The organism is Litoribacter populi (genome assembly GCF_007483685.1).
GTDB classification, from domain to species: domain Bacteria; phylum Bacteroidota; class Bacteroidia; order Cytophagales; family Cyclobacteriaceae; genus Litoribacter; species Litoribacter populi.
The window spans coordinates 1,295,191-1,313,599 of record NZ_VMKN01000001.1 but is presented as its reverse complement, the minus strand read 5'-3'; the positions used below and the strand labels follow the sequence as shown (position 1 = coordinate 1,313,599).

Here is an 18,409-nt window from a genome sequence, read left to right as displayed (position 1 = left end):
ATATTTAGCTTTAGGGCAACTTTCAGAAATTGAGAACGCAAAGGGAAGCGTTATGTGGGAGCTCCGCTCCTAGTTAATATCGTTGATTCCTTGATACGGGGACCTTTATTTCCTTGCTTAATGAGTCGGAAGACCGATAACCGAAGTGGCCATAAACCTAGCTTTTAGCCAAATTTTGATTAGTTGATGTTACTTACTGGCAAAAAAGCGGATATAGAAATTAATTATTACTGGACAAACTCGAACCAAACATCATGGGCATATTCTTTTGGTAGCAAAATACTTTTTCTTCCACCCTTCTCTTGAATTTTAAGCCTAATATTTAAACGATTTACCAACACTTTTTTACAACTTATAAGATCTTGGACTTTGAAAGTAATCCCTGTAATATGTGTTTTTGCATTAACATCAGAACCTATATTTTTCTGGGGACCAAATAACTTTTGAAATTGATCAAACTTCTGTTGGGATAAATGCACTTTTTCGATACCTAGAACCTGGTTATCGTGAATTAGTAACCTTGGTTCGTCAATTACGTCAGCATGATATTTAATGAAAAAAAGCCAATCAAACTCAGAAGAGTCTATTTGCGTTATAGTAAAGACCTTTGGAAAATCAAACTGTTTCAAAGGCCAATTTTTATATGATGTAGCATTATCTTCGAAATCAGCTGACAAACATAAGGCTGCACCACCTTCCGACTTTTTCAAAAAATCCGCATAAAACTCGGTTGTTGAATCCTGGACACCTTTGCTGGGTGAAATGATTTCTATATACGTACCGTCTGCAAATTTTAAGAAGAAGTTTATTAGTCCATTTGAATGCATTTTACCATTTTTTATGGAAAATCCCAGATTGAGGAATGTCTTTTCGGCCTCGATAATATCCATTACAGCAATGGGTACGTGATCCAACCGCGTGTCCTTAGATTGACAAATACCCATAAACCAAGTTAGCAAAGTCAATATTAGAACTAATGTAATTTTTTTTGTCATATTCATTTCTTTTGGTCAAACAACCATTCTAAATATTTTGGGTTACCATATTCTTCAAGGATATAGTGGTTTTTATTTTTCAGTATGGATAATACTGCTTTTGGATTTTCATTTTTTATCAGGTCATATAATTCTGTTGAGCTTTGCAAAGGTGCTTGAAAATCATTTTCCCCATGAACCAGCCAAATGGCAATATCCTGTAGCACTGTACTCCAATAAGCAATGGGGAAGACTGGGCTAAAAGTTAAGACAGCTGCGAATTTTTCAGGATGTTTAAAAGCAAAACATAACGCACCCCTTCCTCCCATGGAATGTCCTGTAATATAAATTTTGTCCTTATCAATATCGTAAGTGGCCACAATTCTGTCAACCAAATGAATAACTTCCCTGTCATTTGTCCATATTTCACCTTCCGGACAAATTGGAGCTAAAAAATAAAAAGCATTCTCCCCTGTAAATTTTTCATGATATAACGGTAGACCCGCACTCTTTAAATTCTCCGGACTCTTCCCCCTAAAACTGCCTCCATGAAGATACACTACCAGGGGAGGGGATATATTATTGTCATTTGAATGCAAAGCGGGTTCCAACAATAAAAAGTCAAGTATGTCTTCCTGTGAGACTGTTTTGCCACTTTGGAATAATATGGCCATACATAATATATAATTTACAATATTCATTTTCGTATGGGCTATTTTATATGATTTTCAAATTATTCAAAACAATATTTATTATTTTTACCCTCTTTTCCCCAAAATTATTCGAATATATTCCCCTTACCTGAGTGATTCTTATAGCAAGGAGGAAGACAAAAAGCAATAACATGATGAATCTCGGTGACGAAAACTAGTACCATTGCCATCGTAAAAATATTTAATATTCATACTATGGTTTAAAAGGATTCTATAATCCGAAATATTTGGAATATTTTATATTTCAAACTCGCAAACAAATATTCCACTTTCACGGTTAAGCATTACAGTACCTGATAAATGAGTTTGAGCTATAACCAAATGACTATTTATCAAAAAAACAAATAACAAAACCATATAAAAAATATACAAAATCCGAGTAATTTTTCTCCTCATATATTTCATAATTTTGTTTGTTTTAAAACCTACCCAAATATTTTTACTTTTCAATTTAATAGGAATGAAATGATCTTTACCTTCTAATATTGGTGGGATTTAAATATTTATTAGGAATATTAGTTGGAAAATAATCGACTCCATACTCTTTTTTCATTAGAACTGAAACAACTTCATAGATGTCTTTTTCAGTTCTTTGAAATTGTCTTAGTAACCCCATCATTGAATAACTTATCGGATTAACAGCTGGAATAAAAGTTTCCCATTCGTAATTTTCGCCCCATATGAGCCCTTGAACAGTTATATTCAAATCAGCGTTTTTGGAAACAAGATATCTCATTACATCAACACAAACGTTTTCATTTTGATTGACTGTATGAAAAATGGGGGTGTGTCCTCCAAATCCCCATTGATCAAATCCAGCTTTTGAATTAATATCTATTCTATGCTTTACAAGTATTTTAGCGCAAGACAAGTGATTATACTCAGCACAGATATGCATTAGGGTTGCATCCTTTAGAGGTGTAAAGGCACAGTCCAGAGAATACTTTCTTAGGAGTATTTTTTTATCTTCATTTAGAAGTTTATCAAGAGAAACAGAATCATCAACTAAAACATTTAATAAAGCTTTATCTTCGAATTCCAATCCATAGTCCATAAAAACTCTTATACAATCTTTAAATAATGGTCCTCGGGAATACATATTAATCAGTTCATATATAAGAGGTTTTTCATTATACACGAGATTGGGGTCTATTCCACGTTCAAAACACTCTTTAATACCTTCAACAGAATGTAATTCAAAGTATTCAATTATTTTAGTTAAATAACTCATATTTATAAAGTTTATATATTTGAAAAATAATCCAAAGGTAGCCTCAAACTTGTAAGATCAATTAAATAAATTAACTAGCTTTATATTGTCCTCTTTTTTATTAGAAATCATTAAATTGTTCGGATCAATTCCTGCATGTGTGGGTCTAGATTCGACCAACACAGTAATCAACTGTTTTCCAGATTTAATAATATGTTTTTTTAAATGCAATGTTTTGTCCATGACTTCTCCTTTGTCACTTTCAGCATATACTCCTACCTCAATCCAGTCTTCCATAGGAATTACAGCCTTTCCCCCCTTTTCATCTAATACAATCTTATTGGCTTGAATTTCAATCTCAACTTCCCACAGACCATCTCCATTTTGTTTAGCTGAGACTTTAACGGTTTCTAGCTCCCAATAAGTATTTTTTTCAAATAGATCATGCATTAAATAGTGAAGGGAATCAGGGGTTACCTCTTTTAATTCTCTGTACAAATCCAGTGTGGTCAATAAATGAATCCCCTTTGACCCTTGAGTTTTATGCATACTTCTCAATGCTTGATTTATTCGATCCCTTCCAACATATTGGTCTATTGCATACAAGGCTAGAGGGCCCTTATAGTAAGCTAAAAAATCGTTGTTTGCCCTGAGTAAAGAGGTATTAATTTGAGGGCGTGAACCTTCTAGCTTGTTACGTATATGTTTTAAATATCTTTCCAGATGTTTTTTCCCGTAAGTATATTCCAAAACTTGCATTGCAGAGTATTCTGCCAGACTTTCTGAAAGCAAACCAATCCCCTCCACATTTGAATAAGCTGTATAGCTATTCCAGTATTGATGAGCTATTTCGTGGGCCACTACTACAAAAGGAAAGTCGAAATTTTCTAAATCTTCTTGAGGATTAAATAATGAATACCCCTCTTGAAAAATGATCATTCCCGGCTTTGCTACCATTCCATGCAATCCGGGTCGTTGAACTAAGTTGAGGCTACTAAATGGGTAGGAAGCATAATTATTGGTATAGTAATCCAGGGAAGCATGTACGCTTCTTAGCATTCGGTCAAGGTTAGCTTCATGACCCGGGTGATAAAAAATATTAATAGAAACATTTTTCCATTTAGATTGAATTGTCCTGTATTGAGCGGAAAATAAAGCAAATTCGTTCCAAATTGGTTGTTCTGCTACATAGTGAAAATAATTGCGATTCTTATCCTTCCATGAAGACTTCAATATTCCGGGAGCAACTGCGGTCTGATCTGATGATGTCCCAATAATGGCTTCAAAATAAACTTTATCCTGATTAAAATTGCTATTCTGTTTTACTTTTTCGAAGAGCCCAGTAAATGGCTCAAATCTAGAGAGTCCGTACGCTCGTCTATCTTGCTCATTTTTTATTTGTCGGCTTGGCAAATAACCTAAGGTGGGTAAAAAAGTCTCACTAGTAAGATAGCTTCCGTTGCATACTAAAAATGTGTTCACGCCATTATTTTCAAAACCTTGGGGTTTGGACTTTACAACAAAATCAATTTCAATGGAATCTCCATGCTTTAAAGGACTGGCCAATTTAAATATATAGTATTTCAGCTCTTCGTCCAAAAGTACTTTGGTATGATTTTGGGTAATTTTGATTTCAGTTTCCATCCCTAATGCGGGTGAAAAGTGAAGTGAATCTAAAAACTCAAGATGATCATTTACTATCATATATGTGCCTTTAACTTCTACTGCATATTTTTCCGGATAAAATTCAATTTGAAGTTTGGTTTCGAGTAACCTAGGCTTCAAAGAATTTGTATACTGGCTGTACTTTTGTTCATATTCAGCCCGATATTGAGTAACCTCTGCGATGCTTGTATATTTATTTAGGTAATTAGTGTTATATAGTATAATTCCGCCTACTAATAACAGGGCCACAAAAGGCACTCCACTAAACCATATGTTTGTCCTCTTGAATCTCTGCAAAGCATGGTGAATCCGAGTTAAAACACCAACTTCAGTACCTCTTACCCAAAATAGGGAAGCAAAAATTGTTAGAAGAATTGCCCATAGTATCCAATAAGTTTTAAACCAGAGCCAAGGTGCAATAAATGGATCTAATCCACGCATATCTGAATAATCCCAACCAGGATCTCCTCCATAAATTAAAAGATTATGTTCTATCCCCACTTTAGATGCGAAGATTATAGTTCCATAAAATAAAATCGCAACAAGATGCCCTATGTATTTTTGGTTTACTATAACATGAACAACCAAGGCGAACACAGCTAAAATCAGGTAGTCTATTAACTTTAGAAATAGAAGTACCTTAAGGTATACCTCTATTTCAAAATTGTGATAACCTAAACTGATCTGAACAAACAATCCAATAAAAATTAAAATAATTTGCCACATAATAAGGACAAGTGCAAGGCCAAAAAATTTAGCAATGAGAAAAATAAATTCTAGCACTGGAGTAGTATTGACAATTTCATTAACACCATCTTCCCTTTCTTGCCATATAAGTTCTCCTGCACAAAAAATAATAAAAAGTGGCATAATTACCCAAGGGGTTTTAAAAGTATTTATAGGAGACGAAAGTAAAGTCAGCAGATAAGATGTCCTAGGATATAATGGCAGACCTTGAAGTTCTAAAAACTGGCTTGTAAAAATGAAAGTAAGCAATATTATGGCTGCTAAAGTCACGATCCCGAGCCTGCTCCTAATTATGCTTAAGAAGGTCATCCAAGCAATAGTAGCAATTTGCAAGGTGAATTTATTAATAGAATGACCATGCCTAGAATGGGTTGAAAAACAAACAATATTGTTTTTTGAGTCTGGCTCTAATAAAATTTTTTTAGACCTCATCATTTTTATCAAATCCTTTTCCCAAAAATATGACAGACTTTAAATACTTATCCTTAATAACTTTATTAAGCCAAAAAGAAGTATTCTCAACAGGATAAACGAACCTAAACCGATAGTAGGCAAATACTAAAAGACATATTGCTAAACCAAGACCTAAAAGCCGGTTCCATAGCAATAACCCCTCAAATTTTATTTGATAAGTGTTTTTTTGATTTAAGTCCCATAGGTCATCCATTTCGCTTATCAAGGAGAAGCCAAATGGTTGAAATATCTTACCGAGATCCCAGAGGTCAAAGAATTGACTAAAAACAGCAGGTATAAAAATTGAAGCAATTAAAAGCATTGCGCTCCCAAAGTAGCTTGTAATGGCTTTCTTACTAAGAATTGAAATTGAAAACTGAAAACCTGAGGCTACAAATAAATTTGGAAGTACTATTAATAGGTATGCGTTCATATACGAAGACAACTGAAGGGGTCCTATTAGTTCAGGGCTGTGTGGTTCTATATAAAATGCTATAAGGGCACCAAAAGGTATGGCAAGCAACAATAAAGAGTTTACTACAAAGACAGCTAAAAACTTTCCGCCAAAATAGTCAAGCTTAGTAGACTGACTAGTATAAACCATTGGGAACATGCGGCATTGTACATCACGAGTGCCGGCATCTCCAGCAATAGAAGAAGCTATTACAAGCCATACAAGAGTGCCAATTGAAGATAGAAATGCAATATGAATAGGTGCGTTTAAATAGCTTTCATCCATAGGACTAGAGAACCTCATCATGAAGAAGGAGAACACAAGTATGATGAAAAAGACTATCCAGACTATCATAGTTCGGAACTGATATGCTATTTCAAAACGAAAAATTTCCCGAAACTTCATAGTAGTACCTTCTTTTCTATTATACCATTACTACGAATTTTACAGAAGTAAACATCTTCTAGGTCTGGATTAATCTCTTCAAATCCGCTACCTGGATGTTCCCTACTATAAATATGGACCACGGTTTTTCCATTAAAAAGCTTAGTAGAAATCACTTTATGCTCTATTTCCAATTGTGGTAATAATTTCTTTTCCACAATTCTTCGCCATATTTTTCCCTTTAGTTTTTCAATAGCCTCTAGAGGCTTAGTTTCGAGCAAAATTGATCCTTTGTTAATAATGGCCATTCGTGTACATAACTCGCTTATATCTTCAACAATATGTGTAGAAAGAATTATAATACTTTTTTCCCCTAACTCGCTTAGAAGATTAAGGAAGCGTACCCGTTCTCCAGGATCCAGCCCTGCAGTTGGTTCATCTACTATCAGAAGTTTTGGATTACCTATTAAGGAAATAGCAACTCCAAACCTTTGACGCATACCGCCAGAAAATCCCCCTACTTTTTGTTTGCGTACTTCATATAAGTTTGTTTTTCGCAATAACTTTTCAACAACTTCTTTGCGGGCCATCCTATTTGTAATACCTTTTAGAATAGCGAAATGATTGAGCAAATCCTCTGCCCTTGATTTAGGATAGAGTCCAAAGTCCTGAGGCAAGTAACCAAGGGTTTGACGCAATTCATTTGGCTGCGCAACTATATCTATTTTTCCTAAGTAAATACTTCCTTCATCCGGTATTTGTAGTGTGGAAAGTATACGCATTAACGTTGATTTGCCTGCCCCATTTGGCCCTAACAAACCATACATTCCCACAGGCACGTCAAGGCTTACATTCTTCAATGCCTGTACTCCATTTGAGTAAGTTTTAGAAATGTTTTTAATAGAAAGTAATAAATCTTTAGTGTCCATATGGTTTTAATAATTTATGGATGTGAGTTTAGGGTATTATTTTGCCTTTATAATTTCCAAAGGAACGCTTAAGGGACATCTTTTAAAAAAGTGATATACAAACTCAACAAAAAAATCTACCAAAACAGCATTACTATCGATTAGAACTTCTATGGATTAAATGATTAATCCTGTAGATTGATTTTGAATTTTCGTCGATTTGAATAAATTCCTTCCTTCAGAATAGTATACCTTTGCTAGTATGGGAAGAATTAAGAAGATATTCGTAGTGATTCATATCGTGGGATGGACTCTTCTATCTATTTTTGTTTTCTGGATAAATAGCGTAATAGAGCCAGAAACCAAGGTTTCCGTATCATTAGGCATGCTATCAATGGGTTTGTATGCCTTTTATGGCCATTTTTTTATTATAACATACCTGCAAAATTTTAAAAAACTTGCAACCTACATTCTTTGTCTTCTAGGCTTACTTCTATCAGCTCCACTATTCTTTGTAGTTTTTCAAGCTCAAGGTATAGATATAAGAGTGGCCTCTTATGCACCTTCAATGATTATAGTCCTACTAATGTGTGGAGCAAGCTGGCTCTTAAGGATTATAGAAGATTGGTTTCTTAACTCCCTAAAAACTGAACAACTGGAGAATCAGGTAGTTAGAGCAGAATTAGATTTCCTAAAATCGCAGATTAATTCTCATTTTCTTTTTAATACTCTGAATAACATCCATGCTCTTGCTTATAAAAAGGATGATTTAGCTCCAGATGCAATTCTTAGATTAGCTTCTTTGATGCGCTATATGATATATGAGTCAAATACTCCATTAGTGCCTCTTCAATTGGAGATCACCTACTTACAGGACTATATTTGTCTACAGGAACTACGCTACAAGGAGGAGTGTCTAAAACGGAGGTCACTGGGCCATAGTTTACGCTGATACTGGGCCAGCCATTCCGGGAATCAACGGGCCAAAAATCAGGCGTTGTTTCCGGAGGTCATTGGGCCATTTAATTACGGCAACCCATTCGAATTCCGGAGGTCATTGGGCCACTTTCCATGATAATTATTAGCCTTGTAGTTTTTAAAAACAATCTACATGGCAGGACAAAGAATAAACATCATGGAATTAAGAAGTTTGATAGCATTTAAGCAAAAAGGCTTGAGCAACCGAAAGGTGGCCGCCCTTTTGGGTGTCAACCGGAAAACCGTAGACGAGTACATCAAGCGGTTCAAGGAACTCGGCTTGGGGTACGGGGAGCTCCTGACTCTTGAGGGAAAGGATCTTGAGGAACTTTTCACCCAAAACAGCCAGACGGAAAAGGAACGGTACGAACAGCTTTCCGGACAGTTCCCACACTTCCAGAAAGAGATGAAAAAGCCCGGGTGCACCCTGCAGGCACTTTGGAAGGCATATATTGCAAAACATCCGGAAGGCTATAAATACAGCCAGTTTACCTGGCATTACCGGCAATGGAGCAAACGCCACCATGTTAGCGGAAAGCTGACCCACAGGGCCGGAGAAAAGCTTTTTGTGGACTTTTGCGGCAAGAAACTCTTTTATGTGGACAGGCATACCGGCGAACAGATCGATGTTGAGGTTTTTTTGGGGATCATGCCCTGTAGCCAATATACCTACGTCAAGGCCGTGGCCAGCCAGAACCGTGAAGATTTTATCAGCTGCCTAGTCCATTGCCTCGGATGGATAGGAGGCGTCCCCTATGCGGTGGTGCCGGACAACCTTAAGTCTGCCGTAAGCAAAAGTTCAAAATATGCCCCCATACTCAACAAGACTTTTGCCGATTTTGGACAACATTATGGCTGTGCACTTGACCCCACACGCCCTTACAGCCCACAGGACAAGGCCCTTGTCGAGCGGACGGTAACCATTGTCTATCAACGGATATACTACCCCCTGAGCAACCACACCTTTTTCAGCCTGGCCGAGCTCAACGATGCCATTGCCGACAAATTGGTGGAGTTCAACGATTATCTGTTGAGCCACGGACAGGGCAGCAGGAGGAGCCAGTTCATCGATATTGAAAAAGAGTTCCTTCAGCCCCTGCCAAGTGGTATTTATAGTATCAGGAACTATAAAAAAGCCACAGTCCAGAAAACCTCCCACGTCTTCATGGGAGAGGACAAGAACTATTACAGCTGTCCCCACCGCTATATCGGGCTGGCCGTGGAAGTACAGTACAATCAGGACATAGTGGAGATCTTCCACAGGCAGGAAAGGATAGCCTTCCACAAAAGGAGCTTCAAAGCAGGTCACTACATCACAGTGGGCGACCATATGCCCAGCAGCCACCAATACTTCAATGAATGGAGCCCCGAATTTTTTCACCGGAGAGCCCAAAAGGTCGGTCCCCACACCCAAGAGTACATCGGCAGGCTGATCGGGCAGTATGACTATCCCGAAATTGGCTACAAGCAGGCCCAGGGGATCCTTGCCTTTTTGAAAAGCTACGAACCGGAGCGCCTGGAAAGGGCCTGTAAAAGGGCTCTGGGATTCGAAAAAGCCTCTTACCATACCCTTGAAAGGGTGTTGCAGAACAAAATGGATATGGAGGAGATCCCCTTTCCGGAGGACCGAGTGACACCTGAACACAAAAACATCAGGGGGCTTTTCAGTTGAGCGGCTTCAACCCATCTACATTAAAAACCAATCCATATAAACTATGAACGAATACAACACAATCGAAAAATTGAAACAGATGCGCATGGGGGCCATGGCCGAACTTTACCACAAACGGCTCACCGAAAACCTTTACAAAGAATTTTCTGCCGATGAGCTGTTGACCTTGTTGGTCGACAGCGAATGGGAACAAAGGCAAAACAGGACGATTGACAACCTAATCCGCCAGGCCGGTTTCAAGCAGGCTTCCGCCGCCACTGACATCGATTACCATGCCTCACGTAATCTCGACAGGTCGGTGTTTGAAAGGCTGCTAGGGCTTGGCTTCATCCGCAACAGGGAAAACATCATACTTACCGGTGCCACAGGTTGCGGAAAAAGTCACCTAGCCCAGTGCCTCGGCGTAAAGGCATGCCAGTTCAGGTACAAAACACTTTATTACAATACCTCGAGATTTTTTGACACGGTCCGGCTTGCAAAGCTGGAGGGCACCTACCATAACCTACTTAAAAAGCTGGAAAAAACCGCGGTATTGATCCTGGATGATTTTGGACTGGCACCCATGGACACCCAAGCCAGGCATGCCCTGATGGACGTTATGGAGGACAGGTATGGGAAAAGCTCTACCATCATAGCCTCACAGATCCCGGTGGCCCAGTGGCATGCTACCATCGGAGATGACAGCATTGCAGATGCCGTTCTTGACAGGCTGGTATACTCCTCCCACAGGATAGAACTGGAAGGGGAATCTATGAGAAGTAGAAAGAAGTTGGACAATTAAAATATAATCCCATAATTGCACATGGAAAGTGGCCCAGTTATTCCCGTAATCACTGGCCCGGCATGCTCCGTAATCACTGGCCCATCATCGCCGTAATAGACAGAGGAGTCGGTTGTGAATTTTGCAATTGAAGGTAATTTAGAAAATCATAAAATTTCACCATTGATTTTTATACACCTCCTTGAAAATGCTTTTAAGCACAGTCCTTCTTGGCTTCACTCCAAAGATATAAAGGTCAAATTATTCATTGAAGGAAATAAACTTGCTTTTCGGATTGAAAACCCAATAGATGAAAATGGTGAGAATTCAAGGAAACAAAAAGGGGGGACAGGATTATCAAATGTCCGGAAAAGGCTCCGACTATTATATCCTGGGAAACATACTTTTGAAACTTATGCAGACTCAGGAAAATATACAGTTATACTAAACTTATACGATCTTTATGCTGGTGAACATGAAAGAAACACTCACATGTTTTATAATTGAAGATGAACCTCTGGCGCAGGAAATGCTGGAAAATTATATTTCCAAAGTTTCATTTTTGGAGTTAAAAGGTGTTTTCATGAATGCAATGGAAGCGGTAAAGCCTATTAAATCAGAAAAACCTGATATTTTGTTTTTAGATATTAACATGCCATATATGGACGGTATGAGCTTTATACCGATGCTGAACCCCAAACCATCAATAATACTTACGGTGAATATGCTCTTAAAGCCTTTGAGCTGGAAGTAAAGGACTATTTAGTAAAACCTTACTCATTTGAAAGATTCTATAAAAGTGTGCTAAGGCTTTACCAAAAGGAAAACAACCATCAGGAAGCCCTGGAACCTAAAATTATTAAAGATAATTCTTTCATCTTCTTGAAGGTAGGGCATCGCATGCAAAAAATTTTTACAGATGATATCTATTATATAGAGGGCATGAAGGACTATCTGCGGATCTGTACTGCTGGCGAGAAAATAATGACATTAATGAACTTTGCAGGGATTGAAGAAATACTTCCTTATGAAAAATTTGTCCGTGTGCACCGCTCTTTTATAGTATCCATCGAAAAGATTGATCACATTGAAAGAAACAGAATTAAAATATTAGATCAATATATACCAATTGGTGATAGTTATAGCGAGTATTTTTTTAATAAAATTAAAGGGTTAAGTAAGTAGTATGGATATTATCCGATTTACCCCTAATTCTGAGGGTTTCATAAAATGGGCTTCAGAATATAAAAAAAGTAAGTCACTTTATTGAGCTAACAAGTCGCCGACAACTTTTGGCCTGAAGATACTAAAGCAGCACGGTATTCGGGCATCCTACCTTAATATCAAAGGAAAATTACTTACTAGCATCATTGCGAATATCCATTTTTAAACAATTCAAGGAGCTGAGTTTGCAAGAAAATCCTTCACCCGCATCAATTCAACATGAAACTTCTGAGGCTCTTCATAAAAAGGAAAATGAGCAGATTCCTCAAACCAAACCACCTCTTTATGTGGTGCATCAATCCTGTCCATGTACTCCGCACCCAAAATTGAAGGGGTGTTGAAATCATGTCGTCCCAAGAAGAAAAACAAGGGGACCTCAAATCCGTCTATCTCCCCTTCATAGGGATTTGGCCAAACATCGTATTCCATTTTTCTTCCGACTAAATCCGCACCTCTTTTGACATTTATAATGTCTTGTATAGTATATTCCCGAGCTTTAAGGCCTGTTTTGAGAAGTGGCCAAAAGCTAGTTGAATTTTTAAGTTCTCCTCCGTACTTGAAAAGGTCATTTTCCGAAACTGAGATTTCTCCGCTAGCATAACCTGCAGCTAGTTCGTTTTCTCCTTTTTCTGCACTCTTTTGGGCCAAAAAATCCAGTTGGATATCCATAACTTGTTCTTTGGTGCCTGCCACCTGCCCCATCCCTATAAAAGCCTGGTAATATTCAGGATGTTTTTGTATGGCCAAAAGACCTAAATAACTTCCCCATGAATGCCCAGCAAGGTATATCCTGTCTTGCTTGAATCTTCGGCGCAGCAATTCGGTGAGCTCAATTGTTTCTTTAAGAGTTTGGCTTACAGTTAAAGGAGAATTCATAGAATCCTCAGAAAAGGATTTACCTGCCCCTCTCCTGTCCCAATGGACTATAACAAAATCTTTTTCAATATCACGTTGAAAGGAATGGGCAAGGTACATGGCAGGCATACCCGGCCCCCCATGGAGGAAAAGTAAGACCGGATTGTTCTTACTCCTTCCCCTGGTCAAGATCCATTGATTCGCACCTCCCAGATTCACTTGCTCCAATGAAGCTATACTCTCAGGATTATTCAGAGGCGGGGTTTCCCCTCTGCGGATACCAAACTCTACTGCTAACCAAAGAGTAGCGGTAAGCATCATGCATAAAAAAACAGCCCAAAATTTATTAATTTTCATACGACAGTTAGTTTAACCCTTTAAAACGCCATCCATCAAAAGTAATTTAAAGTAAATTACATAATATTCAAAGAAAAATATTAACCTAAAGACATTTACAAAAAGTTCTTCATTTCAGGTCCCATGACATTTAGACATAGGTTTCTTAGTTTTATATATGTCGGATGGCCGAAGTCCAATTGGAAGCCGATCCCCTCCTTCAAAGTACCACAGATTTCTTCACTTTCCCACAAAGCCGGATTGGTACAAAAGGGAGGATTGGTGTGCGGTGGGAATTTGGAAGATTCTATAAGCTCAGACCCTTAACTTGCTTATATTTGACGCCAAAATTACTCCTGGATAGTAGATATCCTTATTTTCCCTGATATGGTATGCATTTTTAGCTAAGCTTCCTGGTACAGTCCACAAACTTGACCAGTTCAGATTTTTCAAACTATGATGATGATTTTTTTGAATTAAAGAGAGTTCATTACCATCTTCAATGCTTAGTGAAATCTCACCTTCAGCTACTCCATCAAAAATTGTAATAATGTGCAAGGGCAGGATTATTATCCCATTAGAGTCATACATCTTCATCAGGCTACTTGAGCAATCTTTGATCTGAACAATTGCTTCTTCCCATTTACCATGTGTATCCTTATTTATTGAGAGAGACTTATAAGAAGCAAAGCTATGTTTCACTTCAAGGTAAAAATCTATTTTCCGGTACCTAGCCCAAATATCAACCCAGCCATGTGATTCATATCCCTGCTTTAAATTTTTACGGTTTGCAGGTATCTCCAAAAGAAAAGCTTCTGCAAATCCTGCTAATGCCGGAGCTAGAATGGAATTTACTTGCCTTTCTCCAAAAGCAAATGGAGTCTCATAAACAAATTTCATGTATTTAGTGGAATGCTTCACAAATCCATTAGTCAATCTTTCTAAAAAATCCTGAGCAATTCTTTTCCCCTCACCGTCAACTACTTCGCTTAACACTCTAGTATTGTTGTTTAAAAATCTGGTTTTCATAAATAGAAAAAATTAGGATGGTATATTTGATAAAATTGATTCAATTAATGGGTCCCTGATATTATATATACTTCACCTTGTTAATAAAGTTTCCCCAACAAGTCTGAGCACTACCCAACGGCCCTAGCTTTTTAAGATTGAGGGATGGTAGTAACAATCCCCTTACTCCAGGCTTAAATTTTGGCAGAGTTACTTCCAGTTTAATTTTCTCGAGTCGGAGACTCTTTACTCAGAGATGCGCAAGTCGGAGACTTGGCATAACGAGATTTAAGTTCAATCTTAAAAAGTCAGAAGCACAATGGGGTTTTATAGTTTATGAGATTATAGGTTTATGGATGTTGCATTACTGAAACAGGGATTACAAATCCCATTTATCTGAGCTCGAGATTGCAAATCACGAACAGCGTTGCAAGAACAGCGTGGTGCCAGGGACTCCACATTTCTTATGAATTTGCTATGGGTAATGCAAATAGATGTTTACATTATAAACAATAAAATGTCAACATTATAAACAATACCTATGGATACCAGGCAACAGCTACTGAATCTAAAGTCTCGATGTGAGGCTAAACTGAAATCCTTCTATTCCTGGCAGAAGCTACCTTATGACAGGATTGCTAAGGGAAGAGGGATAATTGCGAATATTGATATCGCGCTTAACTATATGAATGATGGCAATGAAGATGGTGTAGAGAGATGTCTCAAAGAACTGAGGGATAAAGGTTTTGAGATTTGATTATACTATACAAACTCCCTTATCTCGTAATTGGGTTTAAGGCCTGCGGCCTGGGTTAAGGGATTGCCTGCCCCTGTTCAGTGTTTCAGCAATAAAGTCGTCTTTGGCCACACGGTACCCGACCCTGTCATTTTTGTATTTGGCTGCTAATTCGGTTTTCAGTTGTTCATATTCCTTGGCCCTTTTAGGGTAAGCAGTCAAGTAGTCACGGAAAATGATTTGGTCCAGCATTTCATGTTTAGGAGGGCACATATGGATATGAAATATCTGCTCCCTTAGGCCATCCAGATTGTATCCCTTCACAAATATCATATAATCTGCATCCTTTCCGATCTGTCGAAAAAAGTGATAGTTCAAATCTTGCAAAGCGTCAATAATTTCATCGTCGAACAGGTTCTCTTTGGGGATTTCAATCGAGATGTCGATATACGGTTTGGCTTTGATATCAAGAATTGCTGTGCTTCCTACGTGTTCGATGCTGATTATCTTGTCACCGATCTTTTCGGTGATTTGTCGCCTCTCTTGTTCAAAGATATTTTTCCAGTTTAGGTTATGGTTTACTAGTTCAATGGGAAATAAAGTATCCCATTCATGCTTGGTCAAGTCTTCTAGTTTTTTGTTCATGATTCAGATTTATAGGGCAGAGCTTGCTACTGACGCAGAGAAAGGATTAGCTGTGATACATTTATTCCCAAAAAATATCCGCTAAATTAACCCAATCCCCCTCCCCCTGCAATACCGCGATCAGGGTATTTTTAGGTATTAGCCACTAAGACGCCAAGGCACAAAGATAAGTTAGCTTAGCACCTTCGGGCCTTCGTGGCAGTGAAAAACTCTGGCCACAAAGAAAACTTAGAGAAAGAAATGGCTACAAAGTCGCCAAGGCACAAAGAAGTAAAACTTAGCGCCTTCGGGCCTTCGTGGCAGTGAAAAACTCTGGCCACAAAGAAACTTAGAGAAAGAAATGGCTACAAAGTCGCCAAGGCACAAAGAAATAAATCTTAGCGCCTTCTCGCCTTCGTGGCAAAAACCCGAAAATTTATTCTCCTTTAGCCTTGTCACATACCATATCCCGCTTTTCAAGCAGCTTAAGCAAAACTTCCCTACCTTACGACAGGATCGCTAAGGGAAGAGGGATAATTGCGAATATTGATATTGCGCTTAACTATATGAATGATGGCAATGAGGATGGTGTAGAGAGATGCCTTAAGGAACTGAGGGATAAAGGTTTTGAGATTTGATTCTACCTGCGGCCTGAGTTAAAGGATTAAAGTTTAAAATTGACAAATTTTTACCTTTCGGTGAATGGGGGTTATTTAGAGGTGAATGAGGTGATTTGGCAGGTGAATGATATAGGCCTATTATTTATTCCCGTATTGAAGCCGTCAGTCATTTTTCAACACCTCTTCCATGATATGGTGGTGGATAATTTTAAGTAATCTTGGCCGGTTAAAGCGTTGAAGCATGATTGGGTATATATTGAGCAATATGTTAGTGATGATCAACCACTTCGCATCGTTCAAAGAATTTGGGACAGCAAGGGTCAGTATTAAAACTATAAGGGCTATGATAGTGTGCCCAAATTCTGATGAACGTGAATTATATTCAACTAACTTCAATGCAGATATGCTTTTCTGTACGGGGTTCTTCTGCCGGGTTATTTTCTCCCATCCCACCCATACAAGCAGTCTTCTGTAATAATGGACACCTAAGTATCCATATATTTTCCCCTCTTTTTCAAATTTCTTTGATTCAAAATAACCTGAATCCAATTTAAAGTCAATCTGTGATGCCAAAAAAGTAAACCAGGCCATCAGTAAAAAATTTAATGTCCAACTAAATACGAAGCTTGAAACTGTGAACATCTGACCCACCAAATAGATCAACCCGATGACGCTTAGTGTGGCCATGGTAGAGGTAATCCATTTCATTATATTCTTTTCCATCTCATTCTCTTTTAACCTTATTGCCACCAATTTAAAAGGTTCTTTCTAAATCTGCCAGCATTGCCGAAAAAGGTTTACCAAAGGGGCCTCAAAGTAAAAAAGGTTGAAATAGGTCGCACTAAACAAAATGGGCACGAGGGCACACAATGAGGCCACCAAGGAGCACAAAGTTTTATGCCATTCCATTATTAACCATAGAGGGATAATACTTTCGATTTACCGATCTGTTGTGTATACCCTTGGTCTCGCCCCCTTGATAAAGAGGCTCTGACTCATTAGGTTTCGAGCCTTAAATCCATCAACTTGGATCGACATCCTAGTTAAACAAATATAGATTGCGGGTTGTTATGGCAGGACAAAAACCTATTATAATAGGCCATTGCAACAATGATTAAATTTTGATTTTAATTTCAGTCGTGGACAAAACAAAAATTATTGAGAACAACTGCCTATGGAAACCACCCCATTCTTCATTTTTCTCTTTATACACCTAAGTTCCCTGATTTTAGGTTTTGGATCAGTCTTGGTAACTGACTTATATGGCTTGCTTTGGGTTCGGGATCGTGTTCGATTCACACAGGTTGTGAGTGTAAGTGGCATCACCGAATATTTCATCTGGGCAGGTTGGATAGGAATGGTGGCAGCAGGTATCCCACTCGCCATTCTAAAAGGGGAGATTGACAACCTGATGATAATAAAGCTCTTCTTCGTCGTACTCATTGGTATAAATGGCGTACTATTGCATTTTCTTCATAAGAAGGTTGGTAGATACCAGAAGGGTGAGCATGTACCAGATCTATTTATGTTCCGACTAATGCTGTCTCTCGGAGTGTCCCAACTCAGCTGGTGGAGTGCACTACTTATCGGATTCCTCCATCGTCACGTATCAACTGTCATTAATTGGCCGGATATGCCATGGTTAGCTAGTGGCCTGATCCTAGGAATCCTTCTGGTTATATGGGGAATAGGTGAGATATTCTTAAGAAAAACTGTTTAGATCAATTCTACTAATCAACGCTATTTAGACTTGATCTAAGAAAGTGACAGATAAAAAATCTCAAACTATGACTTTTTCTTCTTATAATTATTTGGACTTAATCTAAATACCCAATACCTTTCGGCAATTAAAAGAGGTATTTATGACACTTGATCAATTAAAAATCGGACAGTTTGCTGAGCTGGATAAGATCTTGGACTCCCCGCTCACCCTCAATTTTCTGGAAATAGGCCTTTCCCCTGGGAAAAAGATTCAAATAATCCAGAAGGCACCGTTTAAAGGCCCAGTGGCCGTGCTGCTCGAAAACCAAACCATTGCCATCCGGCTGCAGGAAGCTAAGTTACTAAAGGTCAAAATCTAGCCATTCA

General features: G+C 38.2%; 20 protein-coding genes. 10 read left to right on the top strand and 10 right to left on the bottom strand.

Annotated elements, in window-relative coordinates; translation table 11 throughout:
- Positions 1-227 precede the first annotated feature (227 nt).
- From FPL27_RS05640 to FPL27_RS05615, 6 genes are all read right to left on the bottom strand, one after another.
- A complete protein-coding gene (locus tag FPL27_RS05640; protein WP_185974305.1) occupies positions 228-995 on the bottom strand; it encodes a VOC family protein in 768 nt (255 codons plus the stop codon).
- 2 nt (positions 996-997) lie between these two features.
- Positions 998-1,675 (bottom strand): carboxylesterase family protein, encoded by a 678-nt coding sequence (locus FPL27_RS05635; protein WP_143960158.1) that lies wholly within the window; start codon positions 1,673-1,675, stop codon positions 998-1,000.
- Between the two features lie 484 nt (positions 1,676-2,159).
- Complete coding sequence (locus FPL27_RS05630; RefSeq protein WP_143960157.1) at positions 2,160-2,918, bottom strand: ankyrin repeat domain-containing protein; 759 nt, start codon at positions 2,916-2,918, stop codon at positions 2,160-2,162.
- Between the two features lie 57 nt (positions 2,919-2,975).
- A complete protein-coding gene (locus FPL27_RS05625) occupies positions 2,976-5,744 on the bottom strand; it encodes an ABC transporter permease/M1 family aminopeptidase (protein WP_143960156.1) in 2,769 nt (922 codons plus the stop codon).
- Positions 5,731-6,570 carry an ABC transporter permease gene (locus FPL27_RS05620; protein ID WP_143960155.1) on the bottom strand — a complete coding sequence of 280 codons (840 nt, stop codon included), beginning with the start codon at positions 6,568-6,570 and terminating at the stop codon, positions 5,731-5,733. Before FPL27_RS05620 ends, FPL27_RS05625 begins: the two co-directional genes overlap by 14 nt.
- Before the next feature lie 47 nt (positions 6,571-6,617).
- Positions 6,618-7,529: an ABC transporter ATP-binding protein gene (locus tag FPL27_RS05615; RefSeq protein ID WP_143960154.1), complete on the bottom strand. Its 912-nt coding sequence runs from the start codon at positions 7,527-7,529 to the stop codon at positions 6,618-6,620.
- A 241-nt stretch (positions 7,530-7,770) separates the two neighbouring features.
- Here FPL27_RS05615 and FPL27_RS05610 point away from each other — a divergent pair, with 241 nt between their 5' ends.
- From FPL27_RS05610 to FPL27_RS19970, 6 genes are all read left to right on the top strand, one after another.
- Positions 7,771-8,460: a sensor histidine kinase gene (locus FPL27_RS05610; protein ID WP_143960153.1), complete on the top strand. Its 690-nt coding sequence runs from the start codon at positions 7,771-7,773 to the stop codon at positions 8,458-8,460.
- Between the two features lie 159 nt (positions 8,461-8,619).
- Positions 8,620-10,158 carry an IS21 family transposase gene (gene istA, locus FPL27_RS05605; protein WP_143959261.1) on the top strand — a complete coding sequence of 513 codons (1,539 nt, stop codon included), beginning with the start codon at positions 8,620-8,622 and terminating at the stop codon, positions 10,156-10,158.
- A gap of 43 nt (positions 10,159-10,201) precedes the next feature.
- On the top strand, positions 10,202-10,939 hold the full coding sequence (gene istB / locus FPL27_RS05600) for an IS21-like element helper ATPase IstB (protein ID WP_143959262.1): 738 nt from the start codon (positions 10,202-10,204) through the stop codon (positions 10,937-10,939).
- A gap of 114 nt (positions 10,940-11,053) precedes the next feature.
- The gene (locus tag FPL27_RS05595; RefSeq protein WP_143960152.1) at positions 11,054-11,425 is read left to right on the top strand and encodes a LytS family sensor histidine kinase; all 372 of its coding nucleotides are present in this window, start codon (positions 11,054-11,056) and stop codon (positions 11,423-11,425) included.
- On the top strand, positions 11,394-11,672 hold the full coding sequence (locus FPL27_RS19975) for a LytR/AlgR family response regulator transcription factor (RefSeq protein ID WP_235893375.1): 279 nt from the start codon (positions 11,394-11,396) through the stop codon (positions 11,670-11,672). Before FPL27_RS05595 ends, FPL27_RS19975 begins: the two co-directional genes overlap by 32 nt.
- Positions 11,673-11,719: 47 nt before the next feature.
- Complete coding sequence (locus FPL27_RS19970; RefSeq protein ID WP_235893374.1) at positions 11,720-12,103, top strand: LytR/AlgR family response regulator transcription factor; 384 nt, start codon at positions 11,720-11,722, stop codon at positions 12,101-12,103.
- 210 nt (positions 12,104-12,313) lie between these two features.
- Here the strand turns inward: FPL27_RS19970 and FPL27_RS05585 are convergent, their stop codons facing one another.
- The gene (locus FPL27_RS05585) at positions 12,314-13,354 is read right to left on the bottom strand and encodes an alpha/beta fold hydrolase (RefSeq protein WP_143960151.1); all 1,041 of its coding nucleotides are present in this window, start codon (positions 13,352-13,354) and stop codon (positions 12,314-12,316) included.
- A 294-nt stretch (positions 13,355-13,648) separates the two neighbouring features.
- Complete coding sequence (locus FPL27_RS05580; RefSeq protein ID WP_143960150.1) at positions 13,649-14,362, bottom strand: hypothetical protein; 714 nt, start codon at positions 14,360-14,362, stop codon at positions 13,649-13,651.
- Between the two features lie 520 nt (positions 14,363-14,882).
- On the opposite strand from FPL27_RS05580, the gene FPL27_RS05575 reads away from it, so the two are divergent.
- Complete coding sequence (locus FPL27_RS05575; protein WP_143960149.1) at positions 14,883-15,098, top strand: hypothetical protein; 216 nt, start codon at positions 14,883-14,885, stop codon at positions 15,096-15,098.
- Positions 15,099-15,134: 36 nt separating this feature from the next.
- Here the strand turns inward: FPL27_RS05575 and FPL27_RS05570 are convergent, their stop codons facing one another.
- On the bottom strand, positions 15,135-15,722 hold the full coding sequence (locus tag FPL27_RS05570; RefSeq protein WP_143960148.1) for a GrpB family protein: 588 nt from the start codon (positions 15,720-15,722) through the stop codon (positions 15,135-15,137).
- Positions 15,723-16,153: 431 nt separating this feature from the next.
- On the opposite strand from FPL27_RS05570, the gene FPL27_RS05565 reads away from it, so the two are divergent.
- Positions 16,154-16,339, top strand: coding sequence for a hypothetical protein (locus tag FPL27_RS05565; protein WP_143960147.1), 186 nt, complete (start codon positions 16,154-16,156; stop codon positions 16,337-16,339).
- 144 nt (positions 16,340-16,483) lie between these two features.
- Here FPL27_RS05565 and FPL27_RS05560 read toward each other — a convergent pair whose 3' ends face one another.
- Positions 16,484-17,044 (bottom strand): glycosyl-4,4'-diaponeurosporenoate acyltransferase CrtO family protein, encoded by a 561-nt coding sequence (locus FPL27_RS05560; RefSeq protein ID WP_143960146.1) that lies wholly within the window; start codon positions 17,042-17,044, stop codon positions 16,484-16,486.
- Between the two features lie 451 nt (positions 17,045-17,495).
- On the opposite strand from FPL27_RS05560, the gene FPL27_RS05555 reads away from it, so the two are divergent.
- Together FPL27_RS05555 and FPL27_RS05550 are read left to right on the top strand one after the other, a co-directional pair.
- On the top strand, positions 17,496-18,041 hold the full coding sequence (locus FPL27_RS05555; protein ID WP_143960145.1) for a hypothetical protein: 546 nt from the start codon (positions 17,496-17,498) through the stop codon (positions 18,039-18,041).
- 142 nt (positions 18,042-18,183) lie between these two features.
- Positions 18,184-18,402 carry a FeoA family protein gene (locus tag FPL27_RS05550; protein WP_143960144.1) on the top strand — a complete coding sequence of 73 codons (219 nt, stop codon included), beginning with the start codon at positions 18,184-18,186 and terminating at the stop codon, positions 18,400-18,402.
- Positions 18,403-18,409 lie beyond the last annotated feature (7 nt).

Excerpts from the sequence above, each read along its gene's own strand:
- FPL27_RS05640 (WP_185974305.1), bottom strand. The coding sequence starts at position 995 with ATGACAAAAAAAATTACATTAGTTCTAATATTGACTTTGCTAACTTGG.
- FPL27_RS05635 (WP_143960158.1), bottom strand. The coding sequence starts at position 1,675 with ATGAATATTGTAAATTATATATTATGTATGGCCATATTATTCCAAAGT.
- FPL27_RS05630 (WP_143960157.1), bottom strand. The coding sequence starts at position 2,918 with ATGAGTTATTTAACTAAAATAATTGAATACTTTGAATTACATTCTGTT.
- FPL27_RS05625 (WP_143960156.1), bottom strand. The coding sequence starts at position 5,744 with ATGATGAGGTCTAAAAAAATTTTATTAGAGCCAGACTCAAAAAACAAT.
- FPL27_RS05620 (WP_143960155.1), bottom strand. The coding sequence starts at position 6,570 with ATGATAGTCTGGATAGTCTTTTTCATCATACTTGTGTTCTCCTTCTTC.
- FPL27_RS05615 (WP_143960154.1), bottom strand. The coding sequence starts at position 7,529 with ATGGACACTAAAGATTTATTACTTTCTATTAAAAACATTTCTAAAACT.
- FPL27_RS05610 (WP_143960153.1), top strand. The coding sequence starts at position 7,771 with ATGGGAAGAATTAAGAAGATATTCGTAGTGATTCATATCGTGGGATGG.
- istA (WP_143959261.1), top strand. The coding sequence starts at position 8,620 with ATGGCAGGACAAAGAATAAACATCATGGAATTAAGAAGTTTGATAGCA.
- istB (WP_143959262.1), top strand. The coding sequence starts at position 10,202 with ATGAACGAATACAACACAATCGAAAAATTGAAACAGATGCGCATGGGG.
- FPL27_RS19975 (WP_235893375.1), top strand. The coding sequence starts at position 11,394 with ATGAAAGAAACACTCACATGTTTTATAATTGAAGATGAACCTCTGGCG.
- FPL27_RS05585 (WP_143960151.1), bottom strand. The coding sequence starts at position 13,354 with ATGAAAATTAATAAATTTTGGGCTGTTTTTTTATGCATGATGCTTACC.
- FPL27_RS05580 (WP_143960150.1), bottom strand. The coding sequence starts at position 14,362 with ATGAAAACCAGATTTTTAAACAACAATACTAGAGTGTTAAGCGAAGTA.
- FPL27_RS05575 (WP_143960149.1), top strand. The coding sequence starts at position 14,883 with ATGGATACCAGGCAACAGCTACTGAATCTAAAGTCTCGATGTGAGGCT.
- FPL27_RS05570 (WP_143960148.1), bottom strand. The coding sequence starts at position 15,722 with ATGAACAAAAAACTAGAAGACTTGACCAAGCATGAATGGGATACTTTA.
- FPL27_RS05560 (WP_143960146.1), bottom strand. The coding sequence starts at position 17,044 with ATGGAAAAGAATATAATGAAATGGATTACCTCTACCATGGCCACACTA.
- FPL27_RS05555 (WP_143960145.1), top strand. The coding sequence starts at position 17,496 with ATGGAAACCACCCCATTCTTCATTTTTCTCTTTATACACCTAAGTTCC.
- FPL27_RS05550 (WP_143960144.1), top strand. The coding sequence starts at position 18,184 with ATGACACTTGATCAATTAAAAATCGGACAGTTTGCTGAGCTGGATAAG.